This is a genomic window from Peribacillus sp. R9-11, from assembly GCF_031345095.1.
GTDB lineage: Bacteria > Bacillota > Bacilli > Bacillales > DSM-1321 > Peribacillus > Peribacillus butanolivorans.
Genome location: NZ_CP133763.1, coordinates 2,190,146 through 2,216,726, shown reverse-complemented (window position 1 = coordinate 2,216,726; position 26,581 = coordinate 2,190,146). Strand labels below are relative to the sequence as shown.

The 26,581-nt window shown below is 35.1% G+C and carries 26 protein-coding genes and 5 pseudogenes; 4 read left to right on the top strand and 27 right to left on the bottom strand.

From position 1 onward, the window contains the following. Positions 1–158: 158 nt before the first annotated feature. From RE409_RS10880 to RE409_RS10860, 5 genes are all read right to left on the bottom strand, one after another. A complete protein-coding gene (locus RE409_RS10880) occupies positions 159–506 on the bottom strand; it encodes a VOC family protein (protein WP_201224904.1) in 348 nt (115 codons plus the stop codon). 264 nt (positions 507–770) lie between these two features. Beyond that, complete coding sequence (locus RE409_RS10875; protein WP_201181098.1) at positions 771–908, bottom strand: DUF4272 domain-containing protein; 138 nt, start codon at positions 906–908, stop codon at positions 771–773. Positions 909–1,192: 284 nt separating this feature from the next. Beyond that, the gene (locus tag RE409_RS10870) at positions 1,193–1,396 is read right to left on the bottom strand and encodes an alpha/beta-type small acid-soluble spore protein (RefSeq protein WP_034304517.1); all 204 of its coding nucleotides are present in this window, start codon (positions 1,394–1,396) and stop codon (positions 1,193–1,195) included. Positions 1,397–2,097: 701 nt separating this feature from the next. Further along, complete coding sequence (locus RE409_RS10865; RefSeq protein WP_309558950.1) at positions 2,098–2,940, bottom strand: alpha/beta fold macrolide esterase; 843 nt, start codon at positions 2,938–2,940, stop codon at positions 2,098–2,100. A 129-nt stretch (positions 2,941–3,069) separates the two neighbouring features. Then, a complete protein-coding gene (locus RE409_RS10860; RefSeq protein WP_053345565.1) occupies positions 3,070–3,261 on the bottom strand; it encodes a hypothetical protein in 192 nt (63 codons plus the stop codon). Positions 3,262–3,609: 348 nt separating this feature from the next. Here RE409_RS10860 and RE409_RS10855 point away from each other — a divergent pair, with 348 nt between their 5' ends. Then, the gene (locus RE409_RS10855; protein WP_309558949.1) at positions 3,610–4,842 is read left to right on the top strand and encodes an IS110 family RNA-guided transposase; all 1,233 of its coding nucleotides are present in this window, start codon (positions 3,610–3,612) and stop codon (positions 4,840–4,842) included. A 133-nt stretch (positions 4,843–4,975) separates the two neighbouring features. Here the strand turns inward: RE409_RS10855 and RE409_RS10850 are convergent, their stop codons facing one another. The 3 genes from RE409_RS10850 to RE409_RS10840 form a co-directional block, all read right to left on the bottom strand. After that, the gene (locus RE409_RS10850) at positions 4,976–5,599 is read right to left on the bottom strand and encodes a hypothetical protein (protein ID WP_201224907.1); all 624 of its coding nucleotides are present in this window, start codon (positions 5,597–5,599) and stop codon (positions 4,976–4,978) included. Positions 5,600–5,706: 107 nt separating this feature from the next. Continuing rightward, positions 5,707–5,979: a CPCC family cysteine-rich protein gene (locus tag RE409_RS10845; RefSeq protein WP_201224908.1), complete on the bottom strand. Its 273-nt coding sequence runs from the start codon at positions 5,977–5,979 to the stop codon at positions 5,707–5,709. Positions 5,980–6,007: 28 nt separating this feature from the next. Further along, on the bottom strand, positions 6,008–6,241 hold the full coding sequence (locus RE409_RS10840; protein ID WP_201249709.1) for a hypothetical protein: 234 nt from the start codon (positions 6,239–6,241) through the stop codon (positions 6,008–6,010). Between the two features lie 234 nt (positions 6,242–6,475). Between RE409_RS10840 and RE409_RS10835 the strand changes: the two genes are divergently transcribed. Beyond that, positions 6,476–6,964: a GNAT family N-acetyltransferase gene (locus tag RE409_RS10835; protein ID WP_309558948.1), complete on the top strand. Its 489-nt coding sequence runs from the start codon at positions 6,476–6,478 to the stop codon at positions 6,962–6,964. Between the two features lie 150 nt (positions 6,965–7,114). Here the strand turns inward: RE409_RS10835 and RE409_RS10830 are convergent, their stop codons facing one another. From RE409_RS10830 to RE409_RS10795, 8 genes and pseudogenes are all read right to left on the bottom strand, one after another. Beyond that, positions 7,115–7,792 (bottom strand): alpha/beta family hydrolase, encoded by a 678-nt coding sequence (locus RE409_RS10830; RefSeq protein WP_201249711.1) that lies wholly within the window; start codon positions 7,790–7,792, stop codon positions 7,115–7,117. Positions 7,793–7,945: 153 nt separating this feature from the next. Further along, positions 7,946–8,407 carry a GNAT family N-acetyltransferase gene (locus tag RE409_RS10825; RefSeq protein ID WP_201249712.1) on the bottom strand — a complete coding sequence of 154 codons (462 nt, stop codon included), beginning with the start codon at positions 8,405–8,407 and terminating at the stop codon, positions 7,946–7,948. 51 nt (positions 8,408–8,458) lie between these two features. Next, positions 8,459–9,463 carry a phosphotransferase enzyme family protein gene (locus RE409_RS10820; RefSeq protein ID WP_309559259.1) on the bottom strand — a complete coding sequence of 335 codons (1,005 nt, stop codon included), beginning with the start codon at positions 9,461–9,463 and terminating at the stop codon, positions 8,459–8,461. 306 nt (positions 9,464–9,769) lie between these two features. Further along, positions 9,770–9,961 carry a hypothetical protein gene (locus RE409_RS10815; protein ID WP_201224913.1) on the bottom strand — a complete coding sequence of 64 codons (192 nt, stop codon included), beginning with the start codon at positions 9,959–9,961 and terminating at the stop codon, positions 9,770–9,772. A gap of 360 nt (positions 9,962–10,321) precedes the next feature. Beyond that, positions 10,322–11,719: an amino acid permease gene (locus RE409_RS10810; protein ID WP_201183326.1), complete on the bottom strand. Its 1,398-nt coding sequence runs from the start codon at positions 11,717–11,719 to the stop codon at positions 10,322–10,324. A 372-nt stretch (positions 11,720–12,091) separates the two neighbouring features. Beyond that, positions 12,092–13,609: a histidine ammonia-lyase gene (gene hutH / locus RE409_RS10805; protein ID WP_309558947.1), complete on the bottom strand. Its 1,518-nt coding sequence runs from the start codon at positions 13,607–13,609 to the stop codon at positions 12,092–12,094. 116 nt (positions 13,610–13,725) lie between these two features. Next, a pseudogene (locus RE409_RS10800) lies at positions 13,726–14,121 on the bottom strand (HutP family protein). 113 nt (positions 14,122–14,234) lie between these two features. Further along, positions 14,235–14,408, bottom strand: a complete 174-nt coding sequence (locus tag RE409_RS10795) for a hypothetical protein (RefSeq protein ID WP_157443890.1) — start codon at positions 14,406–14,408, stop codon at positions 14,235–14,237. Positions 14,409–14,704: 296 nt separating this feature from the next. On the opposite strand from RE409_RS10795, the pseudogene RE409_RS10790 reads away from it, so the two are divergent. Next, positions 14,705–14,830 (top strand): annotated as a pseudogene (locus tag RE409_RS10790) (IS110 family transposase); the annotation flags it as partial. Between the two features lie 345 nt (positions 14,831–15,175). Here the strand turns inward: RE409_RS10790 and RE409_RS10785 are convergent. From RE409_RS10785 to RE409_RS10765, 5 genes and pseudogenes are all read right to left on the bottom strand, one after another. After that, positions 15,176–16,054, bottom strand: coding sequence for a glucosaminidase domain-containing protein (locus tag RE409_RS10785; RefSeq protein WP_201249715.1), 879 nt, complete (start codon positions 16,052–16,054; stop codon positions 15,176–15,178). A 137-nt stretch (positions 16,055–16,191) separates the two neighbouring features. Further along, the gene (locus RE409_RS10780) at positions 16,192–17,589 is read right to left on the bottom strand and encodes a sensor histidine kinase (protein ID WP_201224915.1); all 1,398 of its coding nucleotides are present in this window, start codon (positions 17,587–17,589) and stop codon (positions 16,192–16,194) included. Next, positions 17,573–18,220 carry a response regulator transcription factor gene (locus RE409_RS10775; protein WP_201181125.1) on the bottom strand — a complete coding sequence of 216 codons (648 nt, stop codon included), beginning with the start codon at positions 18,218–18,220 and terminating at the stop codon, positions 17,573–17,575. The genes RE409_RS10780 and RE409_RS10775 overlap by 17 nt, the downstream gene beginning before the upstream one ends. A gap of 103 nt (positions 18,221–18,323) precedes the next feature. Then, a pseudogene (locus RE409_RS10770) lies at positions 18,324–19,585 on the bottom strand (glycoside hydrolase family 5 protein). Between the two features lie 362 nt (positions 19,586–19,947). After that, entirely contained in the window at positions 19,948–20,682 is a 735-nt protein-coding gene (locus RE409_RS10765; protein ID WP_201181129.1) for an SDR family NAD(P)-dependent oxidoreductase, read from the bottom strand. 253 nt (positions 20,683–20,935) lie between these two features. On the opposite strand from RE409_RS10765, the pseudogene RE409_RS10760 reads away from it, so the two are divergent. Then, a pseudogene (locus tag RE409_RS10760) lies at positions 20,936–21,226 on the top strand (hypothetical protein); the annotation flags it as partial. Between the two features lie 513 nt (positions 21,227–21,739). Here RE409_RS10760 and RE409_RS10755 read toward each other — a convergent pair. The 6 genes and pseudogenes from RE409_RS10755 to RE409_RS10730 form a co-directional block, all read right to left on the bottom strand. Then, positions 21,740–22,291, bottom strand: a complete 552-nt coding sequence (locus RE409_RS10755) for a GNAT family N-acetyltransferase (RefSeq protein WP_201181130.1) — start codon at positions 22,289–22,291, stop codon at positions 21,740–21,742. A gap of 226 nt (positions 22,292–22,517) precedes the next feature. Next, positions 22,518–22,817, bottom strand: coding sequence for a DUF3784 domain-containing protein (locus RE409_RS10750; protein WP_397444180.1), 300 nt, complete (start codon positions 22,815–22,817; stop codon positions 22,518–22,520). Between the two features lie 149 nt (positions 22,818–22,966). Then, positions 22,967–23,332 (bottom strand): annotated as a pseudogene (locus RE409_RS10745) (DUF4440 domain-containing protein). Positions 23,333–23,785: 453 nt separating this feature from the next. Continuing rightward, a complete protein-coding gene (locus tag RE409_RS10740; RefSeq protein ID WP_201181137.1) occupies positions 23,786–24,229 on the bottom strand; it encodes a hypothetical protein in 444 nt (147 codons plus the stop codon). Positions 24,230–24,250: 21 nt separating this feature from the next. Beyond that, entirely contained in the window at positions 24,251–25,075 is an 825-nt protein-coding gene (locus RE409_RS10735) for a DUF3100 domain-containing protein (protein ID WP_056523451.1), read from the bottom strand. An 80-nt stretch (positions 25,076–25,155) separates the two neighbouring features. Beyond that, a complete protein-coding gene (locus tag RE409_RS10730) occupies positions 25,156–26,376 on the bottom strand; it encodes a M20 metallopeptidase family protein (RefSeq protein WP_201249717.1) in 1,221 nt (406 codons plus the stop codon). Positions 26,377–26,581: the final 205 nt, after the last annotated feature.

The following is a 26,581-nucleotide window of genomic DNA, read 5'->3' as shown; positions in this document are numbered from 1 at the left end:
CACAAATTTAGTATAGCATGAAATATTTTAAGTTTTCATTGAAAAATGTTGACTAACTATTAGCTGGTTTAGTTGCATAAAAAAAAAGCTGCCTTAAAGGACAGCTCCGATCTTCAGCAAACGCACCTGTTAGCTTAATAGCAAATGATTACAACCCGCTATTTCTCCCAAAGCTCGACCAGTCGACCTTCAGGATCTTCAATCCAAATAAAATTTCCAAATTCACTAATCTCTTTTTTCTTTGCAAGAGGTACACCAATATGTTCAAGATGCTTAATAGTCTCGTTTAGATTATATACTTGGAAATTTAACATCACTTGTTGTTCTGTTGGAAAATAACTGTCATTCTCGGTAAAGAAAGAAAAGATAGTCTCATTTCCTAATTGGGGTTTTATCACAGTCCCATTCCAATTGTCTATTTCTATCTTCAACACTTCACTGTACCATTTTTTTATAACTTCAAGATTCTTAGTTCTCCAAAATATTCCTCCGAAACCTTTTATCATCGTATCTAACTCCTATCTCATCAAATTTTTAGCTATCCGATTACATTAGATATTCGAGATTTAAATTTAAGTTCCTTCTTCAACTATACTGCCCCGAAAGTTGCATAAAGAAAAAGCTGCCTTAAGGACAGCTCTGATCTTCAGTTAACGCACCCGTTAGTTTAAGTATATAACTTCACATTTAACAAAAATAATCAACTGCGTCAGTTCGAACCCTGATCTTTCGCCTCTGATAAAGGAGCATAAAAGTATGTATTTCAACTTTTATGTATCTGTACGTACTTCCCCCCATTCTTGTTCCATATAAGGGTTTACTAGCCAATTAAGAGTGTAGTGTCTTTCATATATAACACCTTCATCTAGAGATGATGGAATTTCCAAATTTGGGTTAAGTAATATCACTTTAACTTAATATATAAGAGAGGTCTGATATTGAATAACCTGTCTCTTCTAAGGCATTCTTCGTGTTGTTCATTATCCTCTATCCCACCATCAGGTATAAAGAACAGTGACTATTTCTCAATTATTTTTTAGATTGATTAGGAGCCTAATGCAAATAATAAACTTCAAAAAACAGTGTTTGAAGATGACTACATTAAGATTATTAAAGGTCATGTAGAATAATACCTTTTTAATATAAATAGGGATAGCCCAATCACTATCCCTAACATTACTTATGATTTCGATTAACGAGTTCTTCCACCTAATTGTTGTTCAGCCATTTGCACTAAACGTTTTGTAATTTCTCCACCAACAGATCCGTTTGCACGCGATGTTGTATCAGCGCCAAGTGTAACACCAAATTCACTAGCGATTTCGTATTTCATTTGTTCTAGAGCTTGCTCTGCACCATTAACTACTAATTGATTACTGTTGTTATTTCTAGCCATGTTGTCAGCTCCTATGAATGTAATGTGTTGCTATTCATAGGTTTTGATATTGTTAAGAATTATATACATAGAAAATTAAATTAAATTAAGGAAGTGATTAAAATTAAAAAACTCACCTGTAGCTCTAGAAGGGAAGAGCGGAAAACGTTGTAGCCACCGGGTTGTATGGGTGTGAGTCCCGGAAATTATGAAAGTGCTGGTAAAAAAAACAAGTAAAACCACACAAGGAAACAAAGCTTTGAAAACGATGGTTGTAGCGTGTGTACTAGCGACGTCAAGGCAAAATAATCGATAATCGAATTACTTCACATCGAAAAAGGATTACCAAATGGCAGGGAAAAATGAAAGGACGAATTGCTTCTGCTCATTTACTATTGACGATTGCTTACAACATCTTAAAAACAGGAGAACCCTCTCATATCTAGGCTCAAATTACCTTGAAGAAAAACAAATTAACGAAGATCGAATTCCTAAAAAAGAAAGGCTATACAATCGCTCCATCTGAACAACAAACTGCATAACCAGTTAATATAACGACATAGCACATTTACGTCCTTCAAAAAATTAAAATATGGTGGGCTTATTTTGTATGGCCTTTCACGAATATGTTTTCATACAAAAAAGGTTGCCTCAGCAACCTCTCATAGTGAAGTAAATCACCCAGTAGTTTAACAACATTAATAAAATAGTATTTTTTATAATTAAGATAACCGTAGAGTGTGTTTTGTAATGACATCAATCAATGCATCCCAATCGTTATAGTGAAGCTCATGCCCTGTACCATTCAATGTGAATAAGTCTGCATCTTTTATTAAGTTAGCAAGCATCTTCCCATGTTTGTATGGAATAATTGGATCTTCAGTACCATGGATGATCAAAGTAGGAACAGTAATTTCTTTCGTTCTCGTTAGGTATGACTCACCTCCTGATATTAGACCATGGTTATTCATGCTAGCTATGTTGTTAGACCTTCTTATTTCTTCGATTGCCAATCGGTGTATACGCTGTTCATCGAATGTATGTCTTGATCCAGAGATTATTCTCCATTTGCCCACGATAAATTCAATAATGGATTGGTCATTGGTCCAGTCTATTGCACCTGCTTGACCAAAAAATTTTGTCACTTTATCCTCCATTGGAGGTAACTCTGGTGCAAAATTTGATGTCGCAATAAGGGTAACTGTCAAAACCCTTTCAGGGTGTCTTAATGCAATCATTTGAGTAAGCATGCCGCCCATTGACATCCCTACTATATGGGCTTGCTCAATACCATAACTATCTAACACATGAATAGCATCGTCAGCCATATCTTCAAAGGAGTATCCTGGGTTTCCTGGTGGATACGTAGTTGAACGGCCAACATCACGACTATCATACCGAATGACATATAGGCCCCGGTCTGCTAAGCGTTGACAGAAATCTTCTTCCCACCATACCATAGATGCAGTGGCTCCCATCATCAGTAAAATCGCTGGATCATTTACATTTCCAAAGCTTTCAGTAAAAATAGTAATTCCATTCACTTTGATTGTTTGTTCGCTCATTTAAGGTCCTCTCCTTTAAAAAGAGTTTTACCATGAAAAATATGAGGACATGCTTTCTTTTAGACAAATACTATTTTTCTATACATATTTTACATAACATTAGTTGCACGAGTTAGTTGAATGAACTTATTATTCTTTGTCCAAATCATCATCTAAGAATGATGACTTTTTAGTTTCTTCGATACCATACTTCGATTCAAGGAGTTGACCAATTTTTGAACGGTTAATACCGTTTTTTACAGCATTTTCAATTACTAAATATAGAATAAATAACGATACAATAAATATAATAATCGATTTGAACATTTTTATTACCTCCATCACAAATAACTAATATACCAATTATATCAAAAGTATTATTCTTCCAGTAAAATAGCCCGTTAACTTCATAAGAAACTCCTATGGCGGCGCTCCTCGCCGCCACCATCTACTACGAAAATCTATACTCAAAATAGAGTCTAACCCTTTAACTCCTTGACGATAATGGATGATAACAATACAACCAGGCTGAACTTTTTTTGGTGGATCTTAAGGAAGATACCCTGTATAAGAAACTGGTTGTGACAGTATTGAAGAACCATTTAGTGTATTACAAGTACGTATACAAAAATTTTTGTAACAAATCTCCTGTCATATGTATTGTTAATCTTTTATTGAGGTGATTCTCCTATGGAAGCAATGATTGAACGGTGTGCTGGCCTAGATGTACACCAAGAAACAGTAGTAGCCTGTGTATTATTTGGTCCATTAGATAAAAAGCCAAAGACCTCTATTGAAACGTTTTCAACTACAACAACGGGACTCTTGGCTTTAAGTGATTGGTTAACTACCCTTCAGGTATCCGATGTTGTGATGGAAAGTACCGGAGTCTACTGGAAACCAATATGGAATATTCTCGAAGATTCTTTTCACCTTGTTCTTGCCAATGCCAGGCATGTCAAAAATGTTCCAGGGCGTAAAACTGATGTGAAAGATGCCGAATGGCTTGCCAAGCTTCTAAGATGCGGACTTATTGAAAGCAATTTTGTTCCACCGGGGGATATTCGTGATTTACGAGATCTTACTCGTTATCGAAAAAAATTGATTCATCATCGCACTTCAGAGCAGAATCGCATTCACAAAATTCTTCAAGATGCTAATATCAAGCTAACATCCGTACTATCAGACATTTTTGGTGTATCGGGACGCCGTATCCTTGAAGCGATTCTAAACGGTGAAAAAATAGAGACCGATGGTCTTCGAAAAATGGTGGATTGGCGAACAAAAGCTAGTATTACGGACATTGCCAGTGCAATTAATGGACGTATTCGCCGTCATCATCGTGATATGTTGCGTTACCATTGGGAGCATATGAGTTATTTAGAAAAAGCCATAGAAGAATTGGAAAAACAAATCGATCAACTCCTGTCCCCCTATCGTAAGGAAGTAGAATTATTGGATGGAATACCTGGTGTGAACAAAGCTGCCGCAGCTACTTTTATTGCAGAGATGGGCGTGGATATGTCCGTATTTAAGTCAGCTAAACATCTTGCCTCTTGGGCTGGTGTGAGTCCTGGAAATTACGAAAGTGCTGGTAAAAAAAAAACGAGTAAAACCACACAAGGTAACAAAGCTTTGAAAACGATGGCTGTAGAATGTGTACTAGCGACATCAAGACAAAATAATCGAATTGCTTCACATCGAAAAAGGATTACCAAACGGCAGGGAAAAATGAAGGGACGAATCGCTTCTGCTCATTTACTACTAACGATTGCTTACAACATCTTAAAAACAGGGGAACCCTATCAAGAACTAGGCTCAAATTATCTTGAAGAAAAACAAAATAACAAAGAATTAAAAATGATCGAATACCTAAAAAAGAAAGGCTATACAATCGATCCATCTGAACAACAAACTGCATAACCAGTTAAAATAACGACATAGTACATTTACGTCCTTCAAAAAAATTAGAATATGGTGGGCTTATTTAAGTATGGCCTTTCACTAAAGTGTTTTCATACAAAAAAGAGCTGCCGAAGCAACCCTAACTAGTGTTTTAATCAATAAACCATTCTTCATACTCTTCCTGATTTAATGCCTTGATCTTGTTAATCGTTCCCCCAAGCAACTCATGGTCAGATTGGATTTCTGTTTGATACTCTGTATAATCACCATCTCCATCAAACGAATCCACAAGGTAATGAATCGACTCTCCATCTCTATCCCATTTCACACCATATATGTCTTTAAATATTTCTGAGCCCCCGTGTCCTTCTTCACCTGAATCCATATCAAATAGGACAATTCTTGCGGAATCAGGATAACCACCGATCAGGGCCATTATATTTTTAGCAGGAGACCAAGCTATTCCATATGGTTGTTCGTATCCAGCATAATCGTATGAATCTGATATATTGCTAGATTCACCTGTTTGCAAATTCACGACGAAAATTTCCACTCTCTCTTGAACCTGACTATCAAAGGCTAAATACCGCTCATCATGGGATAAGTGCAAGCTTTTGAGATGACTATGTTCAGGCAAATCAATCTCTATTGGTTCACCATTTCCTTCAATAGACAATTTACTGTCAGATTCAAACACCTGATATTCACCAATTTTTGTTTTATGTAAAATCAAATCGTTTACGCTTACCATATTAGGATTCGAATAATATTCCATTTCATTCTTAGAACATCCCGCGATCATGAATAAAAAAATTATTAGTGAACACAAGCTACGAATATCTCCCACTCCTCAATAACTGAAATCTCCGTATTTCTATTTTTTTACTCAAGCCTTCCTAATAGTTTCCAATTATTATCCTTTATATCGGACCTTTTTGGTTTTCTTACGTTCTTCGAAAAGGCTCCTTCACTAACTCCTAATTTAATAAAGTTTTGTTGTGCTTCTCTAAAGGAAATATTGTTTGCGTCGTCTTCATCTGGATATTTATATTGATAGCCATCATCTTCCCAAAAGTAGATTTCACAAATTTCATAGGTGTCTGGTGGTTCTTCATTCAGTGTTTTATAACCACAGCATGGACATGTAAATTTCATAAAATGTACTCCTTTTAGAAAATCACTATTAGTTCCAATCAATATCCATATAAATTTCGAAAAGTTTTCTTCCCTTAATCGTTCCATTTTCAAAAAGAGCTTTGGAAGTATCAAATTCTTGAGTTATCGAACCCCTAACTCGTGCAAGGTAGTACTCATCTGGATTTTGACTTATCCAGTATTCCTCATTTTTATAGTCAAAACTAAATTCTTCTCCATTTTCTACACGTTCTTGCATTTCATTAAAATTCTCCAAGGTCATTTGTCTCACCTGCCTGTTTAGGTTTTCGTTAAATTATACCTTTTTCCTTATGCAGCTGTCCCCAAAAGCTGAATTAGAAAAGTCAAGTGGCCTAACCTATGCTAGTTTTTGTTACAATAAACTCATGTACGAAAATCTTGTTAGGAGATGAAGATGTACATTTAAATCTCTATTTATTTAATAAAATATTATAATTAATTTAAGAATATGGTTTATTTTGGAGGAAAGGTAGATATGCTGAACATACGAAAAGTAAAAATGGAAGACTTACCTGAACTTGTAGTTATTGAACATCTTTGTTTTTCAAAAGAAGAAGCAGCTACAAAAGAAGCGTTCGAAAAGCGCATTCAATTAATCCCGGATAGTTTTTTTGTAGCGGAGGAGGACGGTGTGCTCGCGGGTTTAATCAATGGACCAGTCATTGACACAGCGTTCATTACAGATGATTTTTTTAGTGAGATACAGGTAAACCCAGGGTCTGGTGGTTATCAAACTATTTTAGGGTTAGCGGTGTCCCCGCATTTCCAAAAACGAGGCGTGGCATCCGCGTTACTTGCTCATCTTGAAAAAGAAGCGAGAGCGAACAAACGTGAAACGATTACACTTACTTGTAAAGAGAACTTAATTCGCTTCTATGAAAACTATGGATACCTCAACAGCGGTGTTTCAAGCTCAGAGCATGGAAGAGTAATTTGGTACAACATGAGTAAAAAATTATTATGAACGTTATATATCAGCTCTAAATCAATAAGACAATAAGAAAAGTAGCCAATCCACATCATGGATGGCTACTTTTTTTATTTTTACTGAACAGAGTAATATAAGCGGGCAGGATGGTTAACGCACTGATCAATGAATACAGTGTATCCTACTTTATGAAGAATCACACCCGTTAGCTGAACTAGAGTTATATTTTAAGAACTTGTCTATTCTTTTCATTACATTTTCTAAGACTGTAATGGACTTTGAAGTATCAAATGGTTCAATATCTAAAGAATGATTAGCATTGGGGACTTTTTCAATTTTTATATTTGTTTTATTTTCAATTTCTTGGATTTTTCTAGAAATATAATGAGGGTCTTTTTCGCCTATAACAATAAGGGCTGAATGATTACTACTTAATAATGCTTCAAAAATTGAATCAAACTTTAAAAGTGGTGTAAGCAAAATCATTTTAGAATTCATATTCATATCAATTTTCATAAGTCCGTTGATGATAGGAATTGTACCAAGTGATTTTCCTAAAAATACCGTTTCTTGATATCGTTGATTTTTAAACACCTCAGTAATGATGTGATTGACATCATTAACAATGATTTTTGTGATATCTTCCAATGGAAACTTGATTACATCCTGGCCGTATGAATAATGAATATGAACGACATCATACTGATTCTGAAGCATTGTCATTGTCGAATAATAAAATAAAGGCTTCTCATACGTGTAACCTGCTCCAGAAAACATAAAACAAACAACCGGACTTCCGGTTTCAATATGTGTGTATTGAACTTCTTTTTCATTAATAAATGTTGTTCTTTGATTAACCTTCATAATAGTCCCCCTAGTATCATTCATTTTATTAAAATCTTAAATATAAATAAAAGGGATACAATATGAAGTTCTTCTTAAACTCCCTCATTTCTTTAATAAGAAAAAGCGACCTTCCTATATTTGAAGTATCGCATCTGTTAGTTAAACAATAAACTATAACTGTTTATAAACAAATTCTCTGTACTTTATAAAATGATGTTTTTTATAGAACTCTTTTGCATCATCGTTTTCAAACCAATAATCTAATTCAATTAAATCTATATCGTTCCTTTTCGCTATTTTATATACCTCTTCCATTAACCTCGTTCCATAACCTTTTTTCTTTTGATTCTCAACTATACTAATCTGATGCACATATACAGAATTATAACCATTTTTAAAAACATTTTCTGGATAGTTTCTAATCTCTATCCACACGTAACCAATTGATTCTTCATTATCTTCTAAAAGAAGGAAAACAAAACTGTTGTTGTTGATTAAACTTTTGAATGTATCTTTAATTTCACTATAGTTATATTCCTTGAAATATCTGGGATAAAGCTTTGCATGCAAATTGTGAACATATCGATTTAATTTTGCAATTTTTTCATAATCTGTAGTTTGTCTAATTTGCATAATTTCCCCTACCTAACTATTCCTATTTGTTCCATGCGAACCTTCAATCTCTTAAAAAATCACGTTCGAATCGAAGTGAACAATAGTACGACTTTCTTTTATTCTCCGTTCAATTTTTTGAACTGTTTTGTTTAATTGACTATCTGTATTCTTTATATCGTACTTTTTATAGAAAAAACTATATAAAGTTAGATCTCTTAACTTTAAAAATAGAGGTATTGTTTCATAATCTTCAGGTGCAAGGTGATTTTCTGTCTCATATCCTTTTATGAATTCCCTCATAAATTCGGTAGCATATCCATCGAGGTCATTTACGCCCTCACGTTCTAAGCTCCACATAAAATAATACAGAGGTATTGCCAAATCGCTTGCAAACCAGTGATTAGAACAGTCATCAAAGTCAAAAACATAAATCTTACCTTCATGATAATGGAAATTGCCGTGATGAATATCAGAATGAATCAATCCAAAGTTATCTTGATGAACTGGAAGAGCATTTAATTTCTTAATAATTAATTCTTGTTGGTGTATCACTTGCTCTGGAACATCAACATGATAGAGTGTTGCATTCAATAATTCTTCTTCATACCAATTCAATCTTTTATATTCTGTTCCAGGCTTGTAACTTTTTGTTTTTTTATGTAGTTGGCCTATTGTTTTCCCCCATTCAAAAAATAAATGTTCGTTAAAATTTTCATCAGTTACTTTCATCCTTACTCCAGGTGCTTTTTCAAACAGACAACAATAAAAATTTGTCCCATCAAGACCCGTTACAATTTCAACTAAGTTATTTTCTGTTGAAGGAATAACTTTCGGAATGTCACTTCCATCATTTTGTAAATACTCAATCCACTGTAACTCAGCAAGCACTTGCTCTTTTGTACGATGTGATTGGTGTGTCAATCTCAAGATGAATGGTGTTCCATCCCGGTAAACCTCAAATACATAGTTTTCTGCATCCCCAAGTTTTACTGGACTCTCTGCACTCACTTGAAAAAAACGCCCGGCCAATTCCACCATTTCATTTGTAAAAATACTTTCTACCGCCGCTTCCATTATCTTCACTCCTATTAATGTTGTTGCTTAAGCAACAAATGACTAGTTAGTAAAAAAACGAATTACATATGTTTTATACGATATCGAGGTACCTTTTCCCTTTATTTGTATTTCATTCTTTTTTTATAAAGCTTTATGATAACAAAGGTAAATATATGTTTATATGTGTGAAGAGACTAAGAAAGAATTCCTACCATTTTTAAAATCTCGCCCATTTGTTGAAAAAAGGTCAAACAGCACGCTTTAACTATCCTGCACCTCCATAAGAATTGGTTGCCTCAGCAACTCCTCCACTCTTATTTCAAATTATTTTGTTTTTATAGCTGAATTGTTTGAGTCAATGTCACTTTTTATTATTAATGTTCTTTTGCTTCTATCTTCTAAAACTTTATCATTATTTTTAAGAACTTTTTGCCAAAGGTTAAAAACATGGATTGAAAAATAGTTTAAAAAACCCACTACAACAATTTGAATTGTAACTGTCACTAAAGTAGACACCTTTTCACATCCTTGATTTTAAACCTGCTCACTTTTTTGTTAATGTTCTGTATTCACGGAATAATTCACTTAAATCAAATTGCATGGTGTTTATAAAAGCTGTCCAGATAAATGGGTCTCCTCTATACTATTATATTAGTGTATGTAATATTTAGGAACTTTCCTCCCCATTTAGCTATACAAAAAAAGGACTGCATCAGCAGCCCTTTTGTAAACTCTTGCACTTTTTAAAAGCCAATAAGTAAATAATTTTTATTTGAAAGCATCAAATAGTATAAATCATCGGGAACTTTTCTTAACAACGAAAGTTATATTTATTTAATAATTAATTCGAATAAATTCTTAAAAGGGATCTTATGTCTATTTTGCATTCCTGTGTTCATCGAAATCAATTTGACATTCTTCTAACGGAATTACTTTAGTTTTCTTAATAAATTTATAGCCAAGCCACATCACCAAAAATAATGGGATACCAAGATAGCTAGCAATTACACTCGCCCACTCAATGTGATCTCCGATAAAGGCTTGATAGTTTTGCGCCAATAAAACCGAAAAACAAAGGATAAATGAAAATATCGGTCCGAAAGGAAACCATTTTGAAAGATAAGGAAGATCGTCCAGTGAAAAACCTTGAGCAATGTATGCTTTTCTAAACCGGTAATGACTGGCAGCTATACCCAGCCAAAATATAAATCCAGTGACTCCAACTGCATTCATCAGCCAAATATATATTACTCCATCACCAAAAATGGAAGCAAAAAATGCCAACATCCCTACAAGTGAAGTTACAACCAGTCCCCAAATGGGAACGCCGCGTTTGTTGAGCTTCCCAAAAATACGCGGTGCCAGCCCTTCATTTGCCATTGAGTACAACATTCGGCTTGTCACGTAAAGACTCGAATTACCTGCGGATAGTACGGCTGTTAAAATGATAGCATTCATCACGGAAGCAGCAAATGCCAGTCCCACTTTTTCAAACACCATCGTAAACGGACTAACCATGATCGTATGTCCCTGCAGACTGCTATTCGTATAAGGAACTATCAATCCAATTACAAATATCGCTAGGATGTAAAATAGGAAAATCCTCCAAAAGATGCTGCGAACTGCACGTGGTACATTTTTTGCCGGATCTTCACTCTCGCCGGCTGCAACACCAACTATTTCTGTCCCTTGAAAAGAAAAACCAGCAGCTATGAAAATACCCAATGTTGCTAAAAAACCACCGGCAAACGGAGCGTCGCCAACTGTGAAGTTTTTAAAACCAATCGCCTCTCCATTCATAATCCCGAATATCATCAATATACCGACAACGATAAAAATTATGATGGTCGCCACTTTAATGAGCGAAAACCAATATTCCCCTTCTCCATACCCTTTAACGGATACGTAATTCAACAAGAATATCAAAACTAAAAACAAAGAACTCCATAACAATGACGGGCTGTGAGGAAACCAAAACTTCATAACCATCGTTGCGGCAGATAGTTCTGCGGCAAGCGTCATCGCCCAAGTGAACCAATAATTCCAACCAAGCGCAAACCCAAGTGCTGGATCAATAAAACGCGTTGCGTAGGTACTGAAAGCTCCGCTTACAGGCATAAATGATGCTAGTTCTCCGAGACTTGTCATAATAAAATAAACCATTATACCAATAACGGCATAAGCGACCAAAGCCCCTCCAGGTCCTGCAGTGTGAATGGCCGGCCCGCTGCCGAGAAAAAGCCCTGTTCCAATCGCACCGCCCAACGAAATCATCGTTAGATGGCGCGCTTTTAGTTTTCTTTGTAAAGTATTTGACGGCTGGTTTTGTTCATTTTTAGCAGGCAGTTGCAATTGCTGATTTTCCAAATTAGATTCCCCTCCAATAATGCAATTTTATCTTGAATCAATAAAGCAAAGGAAATCACTCTATCAATAGGTATAATTCTTCCGATTTTTCTTTATCACGGCCGTTATTAAAACATATTATTAACTTTTTTTGGAATATAGGGGTCTGTGTAGCATTACGCAACTAGAATAGCTGACATAAAAACCCAGTGAAGGACTACTTTTTGATCTTATTAGCCTAACCTTTATAGAAAAAGCTTCGCATGCATTTTTAAAATTCGGTTACTCCCTCACATACTATTATTTGGTGGGTAAGCTCCTATGAATAAATGAATTCCAATCGATTTGATGTAACCAGCTTGCCGCTGCTTCAATATCTTTTGAAAAGATACGATCATGTGTAATGCTTGGAATAAGCTTTCTTGCTTCCGTATACAACTCTTTTGTAAATGGAGCCATCTTTTCTGTTCCACGGTATTCCACCGCCTGCAAGGCACAAATGAGTTCAATCGCCAAAACGCGACGAACATTTTGAATGATTTGATGGGCGTGTCGGGATCCAATCGTTCCCATGCTTACATGATCTTCTTGGTTCGCTGAAGATGGTATGGAATCCACACTTGCAGGATGTGCGAGTGTTTTATTTTCAGAGACGAGTGAAGCGGCACAATATTGCATGATCATCGCTCCCGACTGCAAGCCAGGTTCCGGACTTAAGAATGGTGGTAAATCATTCAGCTGAGGATTGACGAGTCGCTCAATACGGCGCTCTGAAATATTCGCAAGCTCGGCCACAGCGATTTTCATATAGTCCATCGCAAATGCAATCGGCTGTCCATGGAAGTTGCCTCCTGAAATAACCTTTTCACCATCATCAAAAATAAGCGGATTATCCGTTGCAGCATTCATTTCGATTTCCAATTTTTCTTTTACATAATCGAGAGTTTGCCATGATGCCCCATGCACTTGCGGGATGCAGCGGAGAGAATACGCATCCTGTACCCGTAGTTCCCCTTGCTTGGTGATGAGCTGGCTACCGTTGATCATGCGGCGGATCCGTTCCGCGACCTCTGATTGCTGGCGGTAACCGCGAGCTAGATGAACATCCGGATCAAAGGCGTCTTCAATGCCGCGTAACCCTTCTAACGTCATTGAAGCAATCGCCTCAGTTTGATGGGCCAGCTGTTCAGCTTCGATGTAATTGACGAGTCCCATTCCCGTCATGGCCTGCGTTCCGTTAATCAAAGCAAGACCTTCTTTTGCTTTAAGTGTCAGCGGAAGAATGCCTTCTTTCGATAAAGCTATGATGGCCTCCATTCGCTCCCCTTTATAGAACACTTCGCCCTCTCCCATCAATACAAGTGCCAAATGAGAAAGAGGCGCCAAGTCCCCACTCGCCCCTAGAGAGCCTTGCTGAGGGATGACCGGATGGATATGCGCATTCAAAAGCTCAAGCAAACGCTCAATGACAACAGGACGAACGCCGGAAAACCCTTTTAATAGCGCGTTGGCGCGGAGAAGAACCATAGCTCTTGAAACCAATTCAGGAAACGGTTCTCCTACTCCGCATGCATGGGAATGAATCAAATTCCACTGCAGCTGCTCTACGTCCCCTGCATCAATCAACACATCGCTGAATTTTCCAAAACCGGTTGTAATACCATAGACTACTTTCTTTTGTTTCACGATATTTTCAACAGCTTCCCTACTTTTTTCCACTTTCTTAACACTATCGGCTGAAGCCGCGACAAACGCATTACCATACAATACTTTTTTCGCCTCTTCAATTGTTAAAGATTGGCCCGTTAACATAATCATTTCCTACACCCCTTATTCCTTTTTTAAAACAAACAAAAAGGAGGCTATATTGACAGACTTATCCAGTCGTCAATACAGCCCCCTATTTCACTAAATAACTATAGGCTTTTAATTATTTAAATGTGGTTAATTCCCAAGCTAACCGGTTCATGTTCAAATCCCCGAACTTGTGCTCCAATCGTTCCATACACGGCGACAGCAATCCATTCCTTCGTCCCCGTTTTTAAACGGCCTGCCTCGAACGATAGCAAACCGAAGTCCCGCCGTCCTCAAAAGACCGCCAAGCTCGACTTGGCCGCGTGTCACTCCATGCAGTGCTTCGATAATCGCATGATACAGAACATGCATATCACGATAAATATCGGGATTGACTAATCCCAGTCTTATTGCTGACGTCTCAATGGCCACTACTATTTTTTCTACTCCATTGAACCGACTTTTCCTTTTCCATAATGCCAATTCATTCGTTTTAGATCGCTTGTTAATAAGACTTGTCCCGCTAATCCGTACATGATGCATGACACCCGATTCTTTTGTCGAATACCATTGTCATGCTGATAATTCTTTTTAATTTTCTAAATATACTAATAACTAAGTATCATTGTAAGCGGATACATATCATTCGTCAACATATTTTCACTATTTTATTAATAGTAACTGGCTTTTGGGTATAATCTTTAGATAATTCTTTTATAGGTGTCTCTTCTTTTACTATCACTCCTTTTGCTGTTATACTCTTACCACTTTCATCTTGAACTGCTTTTACTTTTAACTCGCCTAGCGGAAGCTGTTCATCCATTGTCCAAAAAAGCCATTCCTACAAAGGCTTTTCGAAAAAATCAAATTTCCGATTTTCACCCCTTATTTCATATAGCATTATTACATCTTTTATTTTTCATTTACAGTGAATGATGGTGTTTGTTTTGAATTGTTGTTAGGTAATATAATTTTAGAACTAGAATTTGATTTATTACTTTTTTCCTTTGGGCCTTTATGTACTTCTGCTTTCGTAACATTGTAATTCTTTTGCTTCGAAGTACACCCTAACAATAAAACTGAGGATAAAACTAAAACAACAAAATAGTGTATTTTCATTTTATGGCAGTTCGTTGTACCATTCGTGATTGTCGCAAGAAGAGAACGAAAGATGAAATCATCCCTCGGAACAAGGGATTACGAGAGTTCTATGATAAGAAACGTAAAGAAGGAAAGCCCTTTAAATAAGCGACTTTCCAAGATCTAGCATAGTTTAAAAGTATAACTAAATAGCATGAAATATTTTAAGTGTTCATTGAAAAATGTTGACAAACTATTAGCTGGTTTAGCACCATAAGAAAAAGAGCTGTCAAAGCAACTCCCTTATGTATAGTGACAATAAAAATGTTTCATTTACAATAAAGTCATTTAAAATTAAACAAGGAATTGCAAAATATGTCTAGAAGATATTAACATAAACTACATAATTCTATAGGTAACTGAAAACCTACATCTTTTTTTATGGTCTTTTTACACTATCTACCTATAGGGGATAATATCCAACTCACCCATTTCTACGTAAAGAAGAAATCATGCATATTTAAGCTGAACATTACTATCGATCAACTGTAACTGATACTGCTGAATTAATTCTATTAATTGCTTACTATATATTCTCTCACCTTCTTCATTTTCTATCGTACTGTACCCAGCTTCTTGTAAAGCCAGAGCCTGCTCCATATATGTGTTGGAAGAAAACAATCCATGCTTTCTGTAACGAGGATTTTCAGATAAGAATAAACCATGATCTTCTATGGATTCATATACATCCTCATACACCCTGAAATCATCTTTAATGGTCTGATTATAAAACTCATTCGTACTTAAATTCGCTGTTTTCTCGTTCCAATTATAGCTTTTGATTCCAAAAAGATTATGATACTTCGTTGATAATTGTGATCTTCCCCAATTCGATTCCAGTATAGCTTGTGCGATTGTAATAGAAGGCAGGATTTTGTACGCTTTATAATTAGAGATCGCTGCCTCTTCAATACTCTCGATAAAATATCGTTGCATACTATTGTTTTTGTTTTTCGCTGCTATGTCCCCTTCACTAGATAATTGCTTCAGGAACGAGCTAACACGCTTTTTTTGCTTTTGATTGTATTTCATATCCTTGGTCACTTGTTGCATATCCTTTAATATATAGTTATTCTCCCTTTTTCCTATAAAACGAGCTGTAATGCTTTTTATTTCATTTTTAGATACAGAATTAAGACCATATTCAGTATGTACGACCGCGGCTACGTTTCGCCAATCTACTTGTACTTTCCCATGGCTTGTTTCATCGACAATCATTTGAATTTCTTTTATTTTCTCTCTTGGAATAGCAATCTCTTTAACAGACGCGAAGTAAATCAACGCCACCAGTAAGATACTTGCCACAAATGCTACTTTTCCGTTTTCCATCTTGTCTCTCCTTCCCATTTAACATCATTTATATATTTGTTATTTAATGCTGCACTCTTCTTTCATTCATTATCATAACTGCCTTATGTCACAGCAATATAACAAACAAAAAAAGCATCCCTAAAAAGGTGATGCTTTCAAGCTAAATTCAAATGAAACCATATACTAAAACTAATATACGAATCCTCTAGCTTCACTTCATACGACAATTCGTTTTCATCTAAAATAGTAGCCACAATAGATAGGCCTAGTCCAGTTCCTGAGAATGTTTTGTTTCTCGATTCTTCTATCACATAGAAAGAATCCCAAATTTGAGTTAAATGCTCTTGCTGTACACGGGTTGTCTTATTTTTGATTGTACATTTTAGTTCGTTATCTCTATCATTCGTTAGTAATATTTCGAAATAGTCTTCTTCGCCGTACTTGATAGCGTTGCTAATCAAATTATGAAATACTATCTCCATTTGACTCATATCTTCTTCAATACTAAAATTCTCAATTGAATCAAGATTGCTCCTTACATGTAAATGATTGTTCTGCAAAGTAATTTTATATTGGGCTATAACTTTTTGAAGAAGCTCTCTTAAATCAAACTTTGATTTGTTCACTTTCATCGCTTGCACTTTAGACAGTTTTATTAAATAATCGACCATTTCAGAGGTATATGTTACTTGTTCCAGAATGACATCCGTATATGTTCCATCATCTAACCCATCTTTTATCCCAATCGTATAGGCTTGTATTAATGATAACGGTGTTTTTACTTCGTGCGATATACTAGATATCAACGTGTTCAAGCTTTGGTTTTTCTTTACTAGCTCAGAATGGGCATTTTTCAAGCGATTACTCATCTCATTAATGCTATAAGACAATTCCTCAATTTCATCACCTGATTTAATCTCGACTTGTTTAAAATTCAGATTGGAAATGTCCTTCGCTACACTCTTTAATTTCTCTAATGGTGTAATAATTTTTTGAGAGAAATATGCGACCAACAATAAACTAATGATAATGCCTAGTAGAATGGAATATAAATTCAATTGATTTACAATTTGTAAAGCATCCGTATTATGCACAACCACTGTTCCTAGCAAGATCAACTGATTCTCCTGCTCATATAATACTGTTAATAAGCTGGACTTCAGTTTCCCTTGATTGAATAACAGTTTGACCGTTTGCCCTTTAGCTACTTTTTGTAAAGTCTCATCTGTAATCCAAAATTTATTCAGTACGATTTTATCCTTAAACAAAGCAAATTGAACATTATCATTGATCTCTTCCGTGCTACCATGATTCTCAACCATAACAATTGTAACGTTATTATTGTTCTCAATGCTTTGTTCTGCTTCTACTAATTCTTCTATACTCAAGTTCTGCACTTCAAAATAAATGGAGGTGAGCCTTTGTTTCATTTTATACAAGTAATAATCAGACGAGAAATAATTATTCAATAAATAAGATATACCGAAGACTAACAACATAATGATGCTTACCATCATTAATAGTTTTTTGCTTATTTTATTCATTTTTATCATAAAAACTATATCCTGTTCCTCTGTGGGTGATAATATGCTCAGCTCCAATTTTGTCACGCAACCTATTGATGTGAGTATCAACCGTCCTTTCTTCGCCGACATAATCCATGCCCCAGACTGACGGTAACAAAACTTCCCTAGACAAAACCTGTCCTTTGTTTTCGTATAAGTATCGCAGTAAATCAAACTCTTTTTTATAAAGAGTCAATTCTTCCCCCTCTCTAAAGACTTTCTGCCTTTGTAAATCTATCTTTAAATTCCTTATTTCGATCAACTTCTCCATACGTAATATTTTCTTGACTCTAAGAATCAAAATACGGGGATCGAATGGTTTTCTGAGATATTCATCCGCTCCAATATCCAAAGCACTGAATTCATCATCGTTGGAAGACCTCGCTGTTAGCATAACAACCTTTGCCAAACTTGTTTTCTTGATTTCTTGACAAACCTCTATGCCGCTTATCTTCGGCATCATCCAATCCAACACCGCAAGATCGACTTTCTCGGAGAAAAAAAGGTCGAGCGCTTCTTCTCCATCATTGGCGGCAAAAACAGTGAATCCCTCTTTCTCAAAATATGTCTTTAAGATGAATGTCATTTGCTTCTCATCATCGGCAATTAAAATGTTCAAGCCGCTTATCTCCTTTCTCCTCACAAATCCACTTTATTTCATTCAAAACAAAAAGGTGAAAACCATTTTATAGGTTTCACCTACTATTTCATTATGATGCCTATTACTTCTTAAGTTCTTGCTTTAATGTATTCCAAATCTGATTAACTACCTGTATGTCTTCTCGGTTCGGTCTTTTACCATTCTCTAATGCCTCCCAGTATTTCCACTTAAGCGGCTGATCACCTAATTCATAATCCATGCCTTCCCACGTATCTTCACGGAAAGCATAGAAAGCCCAATGCCAGCCATACTCATCAAAAATGGAAATTAAGTCTGATAAATATTGATCCGATCCTTTTACCATCCGATTAATGCCGAATTCTTCTGCAATGATGCGATTAGCCGGTATATTATGTTCTTCCGCCCACTTTTCAATAGGTTCTAAAAATTGTTGCAGTGCTTCTTTATTGAACATTTTTTCTGTCTGTTCTTCACCAACTTTTACTTTGCCAGGGTACTCTGGTCATTTCGTAAGGCTCGTACATATGGAAAGCATATAACACTTTATCGTCTTTCATTGGTTTCAAATATTGAAATGCCCAAGGAGTCGAATACAGACCTGAATTTAATATGATTGGCGTTTCAGAATCTACTGTTCGAATAGATTGCACAATCGTTTCATATAACTTATTTAAATCCGCAGCTGTGTTTTCAACTTTGCTGTACCATGCATGATAGTCCTCTGTCCAAAAATCATTAAACCCTGTAGCCGTTTCAGGATGCGGTTCATTGATAAGATTATAACCAATAATAGCTGGATGATCTTTCAACCTACTCGCAAGGTCCCTCCAAAACTGAGCTGATTGTTCATGGTAACTGAAATCCTGCCAGATGCGATCATCATTTTTATAATCGTTAAACTGTCTCCATCGATTGCCCGGTAGACTCAGCCGTCAGCACAACTTTTGACCCACGCTCGTAAGCCGCATCCAAGTCCGCTTTCAACTTAGTAAAATCCTCTTCAACGATACCTTCATATTGATCGGCATTCCCTATTAAAAAATCCTTATTAGGATTAGCATCAGCCTGATCATTAAATAAAAAGTCTCTATCCTTCGCCCATTTATCCGGAGCTAAACGAATGTATTCAATGTTAAATTCTTTAGCTGCTTCATAATTACCCGGTAAAGATGTGGAATTCATAAAATTTGTTCCTTTTCTCTGCTCATCCCAAAAAGCAATTTTTGTAATTCCTTTTACATCTTTTTCATCTTTCTCTTCCCACGCACTGCACCCTGAAACAAATAGAACGAATATACAAATCAAAAACATCACACTTCTATAAATCTTCTTTGATACTTTTATCTTACTTTCATTCCTCATATGATCACCTCACAACATATTGTAGTAAATCTATGTTACAAGAATGTCACAACAAACCTTGAAAAACTTTATTGTCATTTGAGGATAAGTGCACGGATTAAATACACGAAATTTTCAAATAACTTCATTGTTTTTTAAACAACTTTATTGTTCGGGAACAGTATTGAACCAAGGAATTTGGGAGTTAAGTAAATACAATCCTTTATTTTTTGTCTATGTACACCTGCTGTTCTTAACTAGTCTAATAGTTATCCCATAAATTACGAATATACCCTGGTATTGGCCGCTAAATAATTTCGCTTCTTCTTATAACTTCCTGCAGGTTTAACAAAATTTGCTCGAATGTTTAATAAGGGCTAAAGCTACCTTAAATATCCTCCATTATTAATATCAAATGTTGCACCTGTATAATGCTTGGATTTATCGGATAATAAGAAGACAACAGTATCAGCAACATCTTCAGGCATAACAGGTGTATTGATGAGTCCGTGCTTTAAATACTCCTCTTTTCTCCAATCAGGTATAGATCCCATCATTGGAGTGTTAACCATAGTAGGAGCAACAGCATTAACTCGGATATATGGCGAAAAATTCATTGCACAACTTTTAGTTAATCCTAGTATGCCAGCTTTTGATAACCCATAAACCGCATCTGAACTGCCTTCTATGCCTGAAACTGACGACATATTCACGACCACTCCTTTGCGTTGAGTTTGTAACAATTTCTTCCCAAACATTTGCGAGAAATAAATGAATCCCTTTACATTTATATCTAGGACTTTATCAATTTCATCAACTTGATAGTCCACTATATTTTTTGCCAAATAAATTCCTGCATTATTAACTAAACCATTTACGTTGGAATGTTCTGTTTCAACATATTCAAAAAAATTTGCGACCTCTTCATATTTACTTACATCTAACTGATATGTATGTAAAACATTTCGGTCATCCATTGACCGTTTTAAATCATATAGAGATTCTTCATTAATATCACACGCTATTACTGAAGCACCTTCATATAAGCATTGCTTGACAATTTCTTTTCCGATTCCAGAAGCCGCACCTGTTACTATTATTTTTCTATTTTTAAGCACTTACAAAACTCCTTGCATTATTATTTTATTAATAATTTTATCATAAGCGTCCTCATTAACCCTCTTAAACTAATTCTGCCCCTATAGTTCAAGAAGTTCAACCAATTGGGTGCAAATAATCATTTTAGAGAGTCTACCTTATTGGACAAAATCGCTTCACGAACATTAGTTCTGTATAATAATTAAACATATAGGAAAAAAAGGAGGCTTCCAACTTAGGTGAAGTTTTACAATTGATTTATTTCAAACCAAAGACGGAACAGAACTAGTTAAAGGACTTTATCATATCCAAAATGTAAACAATTATCACAGCCGATTAAAAGGTTGGATGCAACGATTAAATGGCGTGGCTACAAAATACCTCGACAATTATTTGAGTTGGTTTCATTTTTTAGATGTTGTTAAACATCGTAGAGATAACGAAACAGTGAGTAAAATGATTGTTGAAAGTTCTTTATTTCCGAGCAGTTTAACCTATAATAGTATAAGAATGTCGTTATTTATCGAAAAAAATAAAAATTTGTTGCTAAATTTGAGGTTTTGAAATGGAAAATTTATTTCACTACATTTATTCTTGTGTTGGTATTTTAGTCGGTCTATATATTTTTATTACACGAAAAGAATCCAGAAAATCACTATTAATGCTTTTGTTGTCCATTATTGCGTTTTATTATAGTGCATACATTTTTTATTTTGTAACTTACCCTTTCAATTTAATTGGCATATCATTAATACTCGTGCTTTGGGTTGTTATTCTTCAACTTGGTAAAAAATTCAATTCAGGAAAAGAGCAAGTATTCTGGTATGTTTGCATATTGTATGTGGCAATATATCATTTTTTACATTATATTTTCGACCCACTTGCTGAAAAAAATATATGGTATGGTGGAATATTTTTCATATATACGAATGTTGGATTAACTTCACTTGCAGTATATTATTTTATCTGGGTCTATAAGAAGAAGTAGTTGAATACGTTACACATTTTAGGAGACCTTCAATTACGAAGGTCTTTGTTTAAAAATAAAAACAACATGACTCATTAACATAGCCTATTTTAAATAAGAGTGAGATCTTCTTTTATGATTGAGTACATATATAAATCATCGAATTTACCACATGTAAATTCATAATGTCTCAGCAAGCCCTCTCTTCTAAAGCCTTGCTTTTCTACTAGTTTTTGTGATGGGAGATTAGCAGGTTCAATTAGAGCCTCAATTCTTTCTAACTGAAAGTGGCGATAACCATACTTAACAACGGCTTCCAATGCTTCACTAGCTATCCCTTTTCCCCAGTAATCTTTGCTTAATTCATATCCAACTTCAGCTCGATAATGTTTGGTAAGCATATTAAGAAAACCACAACTTCCTATTACCTTACCAGAATTTTTTAGTGTAATTCCCCATCTAATTCCTGTACCTTCTTCGTATATAGATTTGTACCACCTAATTTCATCCCATACGTCCTCTACTGTTTGGCAAGGTACTAACCCCATAGGTTTCACAACATCTTTATCGGATAGATATTTAAACATATCTTTAGCATCCTCTATTATTACTTCTCGTAAGATTAATCTTCTTGTTTCAATTATAGGAAATTCTCTTTCCATTGAATTTCCCTCCTCTCAAGTTTTAATAGAGCAAATCGTAAAAAAAACAATGAAACTATTATCTATTCTTTAACTGGTTCAATCATTACTTAATTAAACCATTAATCAACGTTCTTTTACTGCAAGAACACAAAATATTGTTTTAATGCCAACTTGTCTCTTTAGTTCCATAAAAAAGGAGCTGCCAAACAGCTCCTGGTAAGGACGTAAATCACCATTAGTTGAATTAATGAAGTAATCTTCTATTGATAAATACGTACACAATTGTTAATAAAACCAACATAGCAATTATAAGAACCTTTACTTCATAAGGATAGTCAATAAAACTATTGATGACTACTAACAATCCTAAGGGTAGAAAAAAAACTCCACCTATTATTGTGCCTAACAAAGACTTGTTTTTAATCATTTTTTCATTAAATCCAGCTAAAAACCATGTTTGTTTTTTCACAGCTACTAAGTACGACACAAGTAAAAGAGCTATACCAATAATCCGTAATCCGTAATCCGCCCTCAGACCTCCCAAGGACAACTTTATTTCTTATTACTTTTTATACGAATTAAAAAGGGGGAAGTTTCCATTAATTCAGCTTTCCTGCCCGTTTATTTTGCATTAGAAATAGAGTGATCCTCACAGCTCTTTTTTGAACAATTGCGCCGTTTAGTTGAATAAGATTAAAGGGGTGATTTTGTTTTTGTACCTTGATGAAAAAACATTTGCCATCTACCATTTCTATATTTCCAGATTGAACTTCGTAATGTATGTTCCATTTTTATTTCATTATAAATTCAATAGGTAGTTAACACTGTATCCTCAGACAATTGATGTATTTCAAAATTACTTAATGTCATTGTTCCAACGCCAATTCCCTCGTCTCCAAAGCAATCCCTTTTATACCATACGTTACCTGAACTTCCGAACTCAAAAAAATCATCTTTCAACAATTTTGAAAGTTCTTCAGGAGATGTACGGATTTCAGGTTTTAACAAAGTCTCCTCCAATTGACACAAATGTTCTTTTAACGAAGATTTACTCTCCATTTTCCCAGTCCCCTTTTTAATTTCTGCAGTTGATTCTTTGCTTTTATTTTGTAGAGGGTTTTTTCTTTAATAATATGAAATATTCTTAGGAAAATACATAACTAAACAGCTGCAAACCTCTGTCTACATTGATGTTTAAAAGATTATCTTGCGAATGATATTCTGCTATTCATATATCATATCCATTGGGAATTAGATACCAAGCGCAGGAAGCTAATACATCAGTTCTTGTTGGAGAAATTATTACTTCCTTTGCATAAAAAATACCCGATTCCACCACATTAGAATCGGGCATTTTATTAGCTATTAATATTAAGGTAAAACTGTGCTGCTCTTTTGACATCTCATACAGCGAAGACACCTTCAATATACGTTAAAAAGTCGCCATAAACTCTTTCGATTTTTCGTTTCCTTGGTTTTAAGTCAAATACGGATCAGCACAATCACGAATACTTAATGAAATTTACCAGTTAATCTAAAACCAATTTCTGCAACAAGAGTTGACAGTAAAAATGTTCCTGTATATACAACTAGTGAAATAACAACTATACGCCATCCTAATTTTTTAAACTCTTTCAAATCTTTCCCGAAAGATAGGCCGGCATACGCCAAAATAGGTGTTGCCAAGGCCATAAAATTAACTTGTTCCGTTACTTTTATGATTGATGCGTTTCCTGGAAAAATCGGCGTTGTAATCAATAATGCTATCATTGAAACCCAAACAACAATTGGTAGTTTAATAGGGATGATTTTTGCGAAAAAGAACCCTAATATCGTAACAGCAACAATGATCATCATACCTGGTAATGCGTCAATAGGTGAAACATTATATCCAACCCAATTTCCCATAATGGCTATTATTCCAATAATAATAAAAGTCAATATTTTATCTTTCATATAAAATCTCCCCTTTATGTCCTATGCTCCAATATTTTTCATTTGATCTTTTTTTGACTTTCGCCCTAAAATAGGTTCAAATTTGTTGTATAAATAGTTTGTAAAAGGAAGAGAAAAGAATACACAAATATACGTTCCTAAAATTGTTGTAATTAAGTTAGCAGCACCAGCAAAAACTGCGATATCCTTTGCGGATTCTGGGAATATAACGGCTAATGCTCCAGACATGGCAGCCATCATACTACCTGAACCTACACCGGCACCCATGGCTAGTGAAATTGGGTGAAACCAACCAGTTTGAGCCAAAAAACTTGCTAACACTGACAGATATAAAGCCCCAAACAAAGTACCACAAACATATACTCCAAGTGCTCCCCGTCCTTCTGGTGAATCAGAGCCATATTTTTCAGCAATAATAGCTAAGTTAGGTTCTCTATCAATTGAAAAAGTAGCACCGACTGCTTCTCTTTTCATTCCAAGAAGTAAAGCAATTGGTAAACCTAATAGGATTGTCCCTGCAAAGTGCCCCACTTCTTGTAATCCTAAAGAAATCCCCGCATCAAATATCTTCGGCAATGATGGCCCCATTAACATTCCCAATTTGGCTACAAAAAGCATGAATGAAATTCCTAAAATATTGGCGGCTACATTCATTTCTTTCATTTTTAAAATTTTTAAAGAAGGTAAACTAATAACCGCTCCGATAATTAATGCATACAACATTGGAAATAATGCAATAGCTCCAATCCCGATGTTAAACGTTTTTACGCCGATAAATTCTGTAACACAGACTAATATCAAAACAAATAAATGAATTTTCCAATTACGCAGAGAATTTTCTTGCACTTTTTTTACACTCCTTTTCTACAAATAGTGCTGATTCTAAAAGGGAAAAGCAACACTATTATTGCTTATTATTTTTTAACTTATTGAATTTTTTCAGTAGTATTTAATGCTAGTCCAACGATAAGAGAAATCCCTTGGATCATCGCTTTTTCATCTGGTAAAAATACGTCACTATGTAGCTTCATAGGATCCTCTGGATTTTCTCCTACTCCTAAGAATACAAATGTACCCGGAACTTTTTCTAGATAGAAAGCAAAATCTTCACTTGCCATACTTGGTTTACTCAACCACTGCACTGAGTTTTCTCCAAATAATTCAGTAGCAATAGAAGCAGTATGTTCATTAAATTTTGGATCATTCATTGTAACAGGATACCCCACTGTAAAGTTATAGTTTATTTCAACTTCTAATTTTAGAGCGGAAGCTACTCCCTCGATAATTCGTTGAATACTTTCAGCAACTTCCTTACGAGTGTTCGCATTAAGTGTTCGTACAGTTCCTTTAAAACTAGCTTTTTCAGGAATGATATTATAGCCATCTCCCGCTTCGATTGTTCCGATTGTAATAACAACAGAATCTACTGGATCTGTTTCTCTGCTAACAATTGTTTGTAGAGCTGTTACAACATGAGCAGCGCCCACAATAGCATCTACTCCTTGATGAGGTGCTGCCCCGTGACCTTGTTTACCTTTTAAAATAACATCAAAAGAATCCATACTTGCCATAATCGCACCATTTCTAAAACCGTATATTCCAGTTTCTAACTCAGGCCAAACATGAAAAGCAAAAGCATGGTCAACGGGAGGGTTATTTAATACACCTTCCTCAACCATCATTATTCCACCGCCCTTCATCTCTTCAGCAGGTTGAAAAATGAATTTTATCGTACCCGAAATATTATGCTTATTTTGAGATAAAATATTAGCGGCAGATAGTAACATTGCAGTATGCATATCATGTCCGCAAGCATGCATAACCCCAGGATTTTTAGATATGTAGCTTACATCTGTTTTCTCCTGAATAGGTAAAGCATCAATATCCGCTCGTAAAGCAAGCACAGGACCCTCTTTCTCTCCACGAAGAATACCAACAACACCTGTCTTAGCTACTCCCGTTGTCACTTCAATTCCAAGCCCTTTTAAATAATTCGCAATAATTTCAGCCGTTTTATGCTCTTCAAATCCAAGCTCAGGATTTTCATGGATCATTCTTCTTAATCTCACAGCTTCTTCAAATATTCCAGATGTTTGCTCTACTATTTCAGCTGGCTTTAATGAATTTGAAAGATTTTTGATACTCATCATCATCATCCCCTAAAGAAAAATATATACAAAATATTCTTACTATAATAATAATATTTTAGTTAGATAAACTTTCATTATTATAAAAAAATGATTTATCTAAAAAAACCCTATAATTCGATAACTCTTAATAGATATTGCTATACTACCATTTCAAATATTAACTGTAAATATTGAAAATACAATAAATTCATTATTCGCAATA

Excerpts from the sequence above, each read along its gene's own strand:
- RE409_RS10780 (WP_201224915.1), bottom strand. The coding sequence starts at position 17,589 with ATGATAAAAATGAATAAAATAAGCAAAAAACTATTAATGATGGTAAGC.
- RE409_RS10795 (WP_157443890.1), bottom strand. The coding sequence starts at position 14,408 with ATGGATGAACAGCTTCCGCTAGGCGAGTTAAAAGTAAAAGCAGTTCAA.
- RE409_RS10880 (WP_201224904.1), bottom strand. The coding sequence starts at position 506 with ATGATAAAAGGTTTCGGAGGAATATTTTGGAGAACTAAGAATCTTGAA.
- RE409_RS10825 (WP_201249712.1), bottom strand. The coding sequence starts at position 8,407 with ATGCAAATTAGACAAACTACAGATTATGAAAAAATTGCAAAATTAAAT.
- RE409_RS10810 (WP_201183326.1), bottom strand. The coding sequence starts at position 11,719 with ATGATTTCGTTGGGCGGTGCGATTGGAACAGGGCTTTTTCTCGGCAGC.
- RE409_RS10830 (WP_201249711.1), bottom strand. The coding sequence starts at position 7,792 with ATGAAGGTTAATCAAAGAACAACATTTATTAATGAAAAAGAAGTTCAA.
- hutH (WP_309558947.1), bottom strand. The coding sequence starts at position 13,609 with ATGATTATGTTAACGGGCCAATCTTTAACAATTGAAGAGGCGAAAAAA.
- RE409_RS10845 (WP_201224908.1), bottom strand. The coding sequence starts at position 5,979 with ATGAAATTTACATGTCCATGCTGTGGTTATAAAACACTGAATGAAGAA.
- RE409_RS10850 (WP_201224907.1), bottom strand. The coding sequence starts at position 5,599 with ATGGAATATTATTCGAATCCTAATATGGTAAGCGTAAACGATTTGATT.
- RE409_RS10785 (WP_201249715.1), bottom strand. The coding sequence starts at position 16,054 with ATGGAAAACGGAAAAGTAGCATTTGTGGCAAGTATCTTACTGGTGGCG.
- RE409_RS10840 (WP_201249709.1), bottom strand. The coding sequence starts at position 6,241 with ATGACCTTGGAGAATTTTAATGAAATGCAAGAACGTGTAGAAAATGGA.
- RE409_RS10755 (WP_201181130.1), bottom strand. The coding sequence starts at position 22,291 with ATGGAAAGAGAATTTCCTATAATTGAAACAAGAAGATTAATCTTACGA.
- RE409_RS10860 (WP_053345565.1), bottom strand. The coding sequence starts at position 3,261 with ATGGAGGTAATAAAAATGTTCAAATCGATTATTATATTTATTGTATCG.
- RE409_RS10730 (WP_201249717.1), bottom strand. The coding sequence starts at position 26,376 with ATGAGTATCAAAAATCTTTCAAATTCATTAAAGCCAGCTGAAATAGTA.
- RE409_RS10820 (WP_309559259.1), bottom strand. The coding sequence starts at position 9,463 with ATGGAAGCGGCGGTAGAAAGTATTTTTACAAATGAAATGGTGGAATTG.
- RE409_RS10865 (WP_309558950.1), bottom strand. The coding sequence starts at position 2,940 with ATGAGCGAACAAACAATCAAAGTGAATGGAATTACTATTTTTACTGAA.
- RE409_RS10855 (WP_309558949.1), top strand. The coding sequence starts at position 3,610 with ATGGAAGCAATGATTGAACGGTGTGCTGGCCTAGATGTACACCAAGAA.
- RE409_RS10870 (WP_034304517.1), bottom strand. The coding sequence starts at position 1,396 with ATGGCTAGAAATAACAACAGTAATCAATTAGTAGTTAATGGTGCAGAG.
- RE409_RS10835 (WP_309558948.1), top strand. The coding sequence starts at position 6,476 with ATGCTGAACATACGAAAAGTAAAAATGGAAGACTTACCTGAACTTGTA.
- RE409_RS10740 (WP_201181137.1), bottom strand. The coding sequence starts at position 24,229 with ATGAAAGATAAAATATTGACTTTTATTATTATTGGAATAATAGCCATT.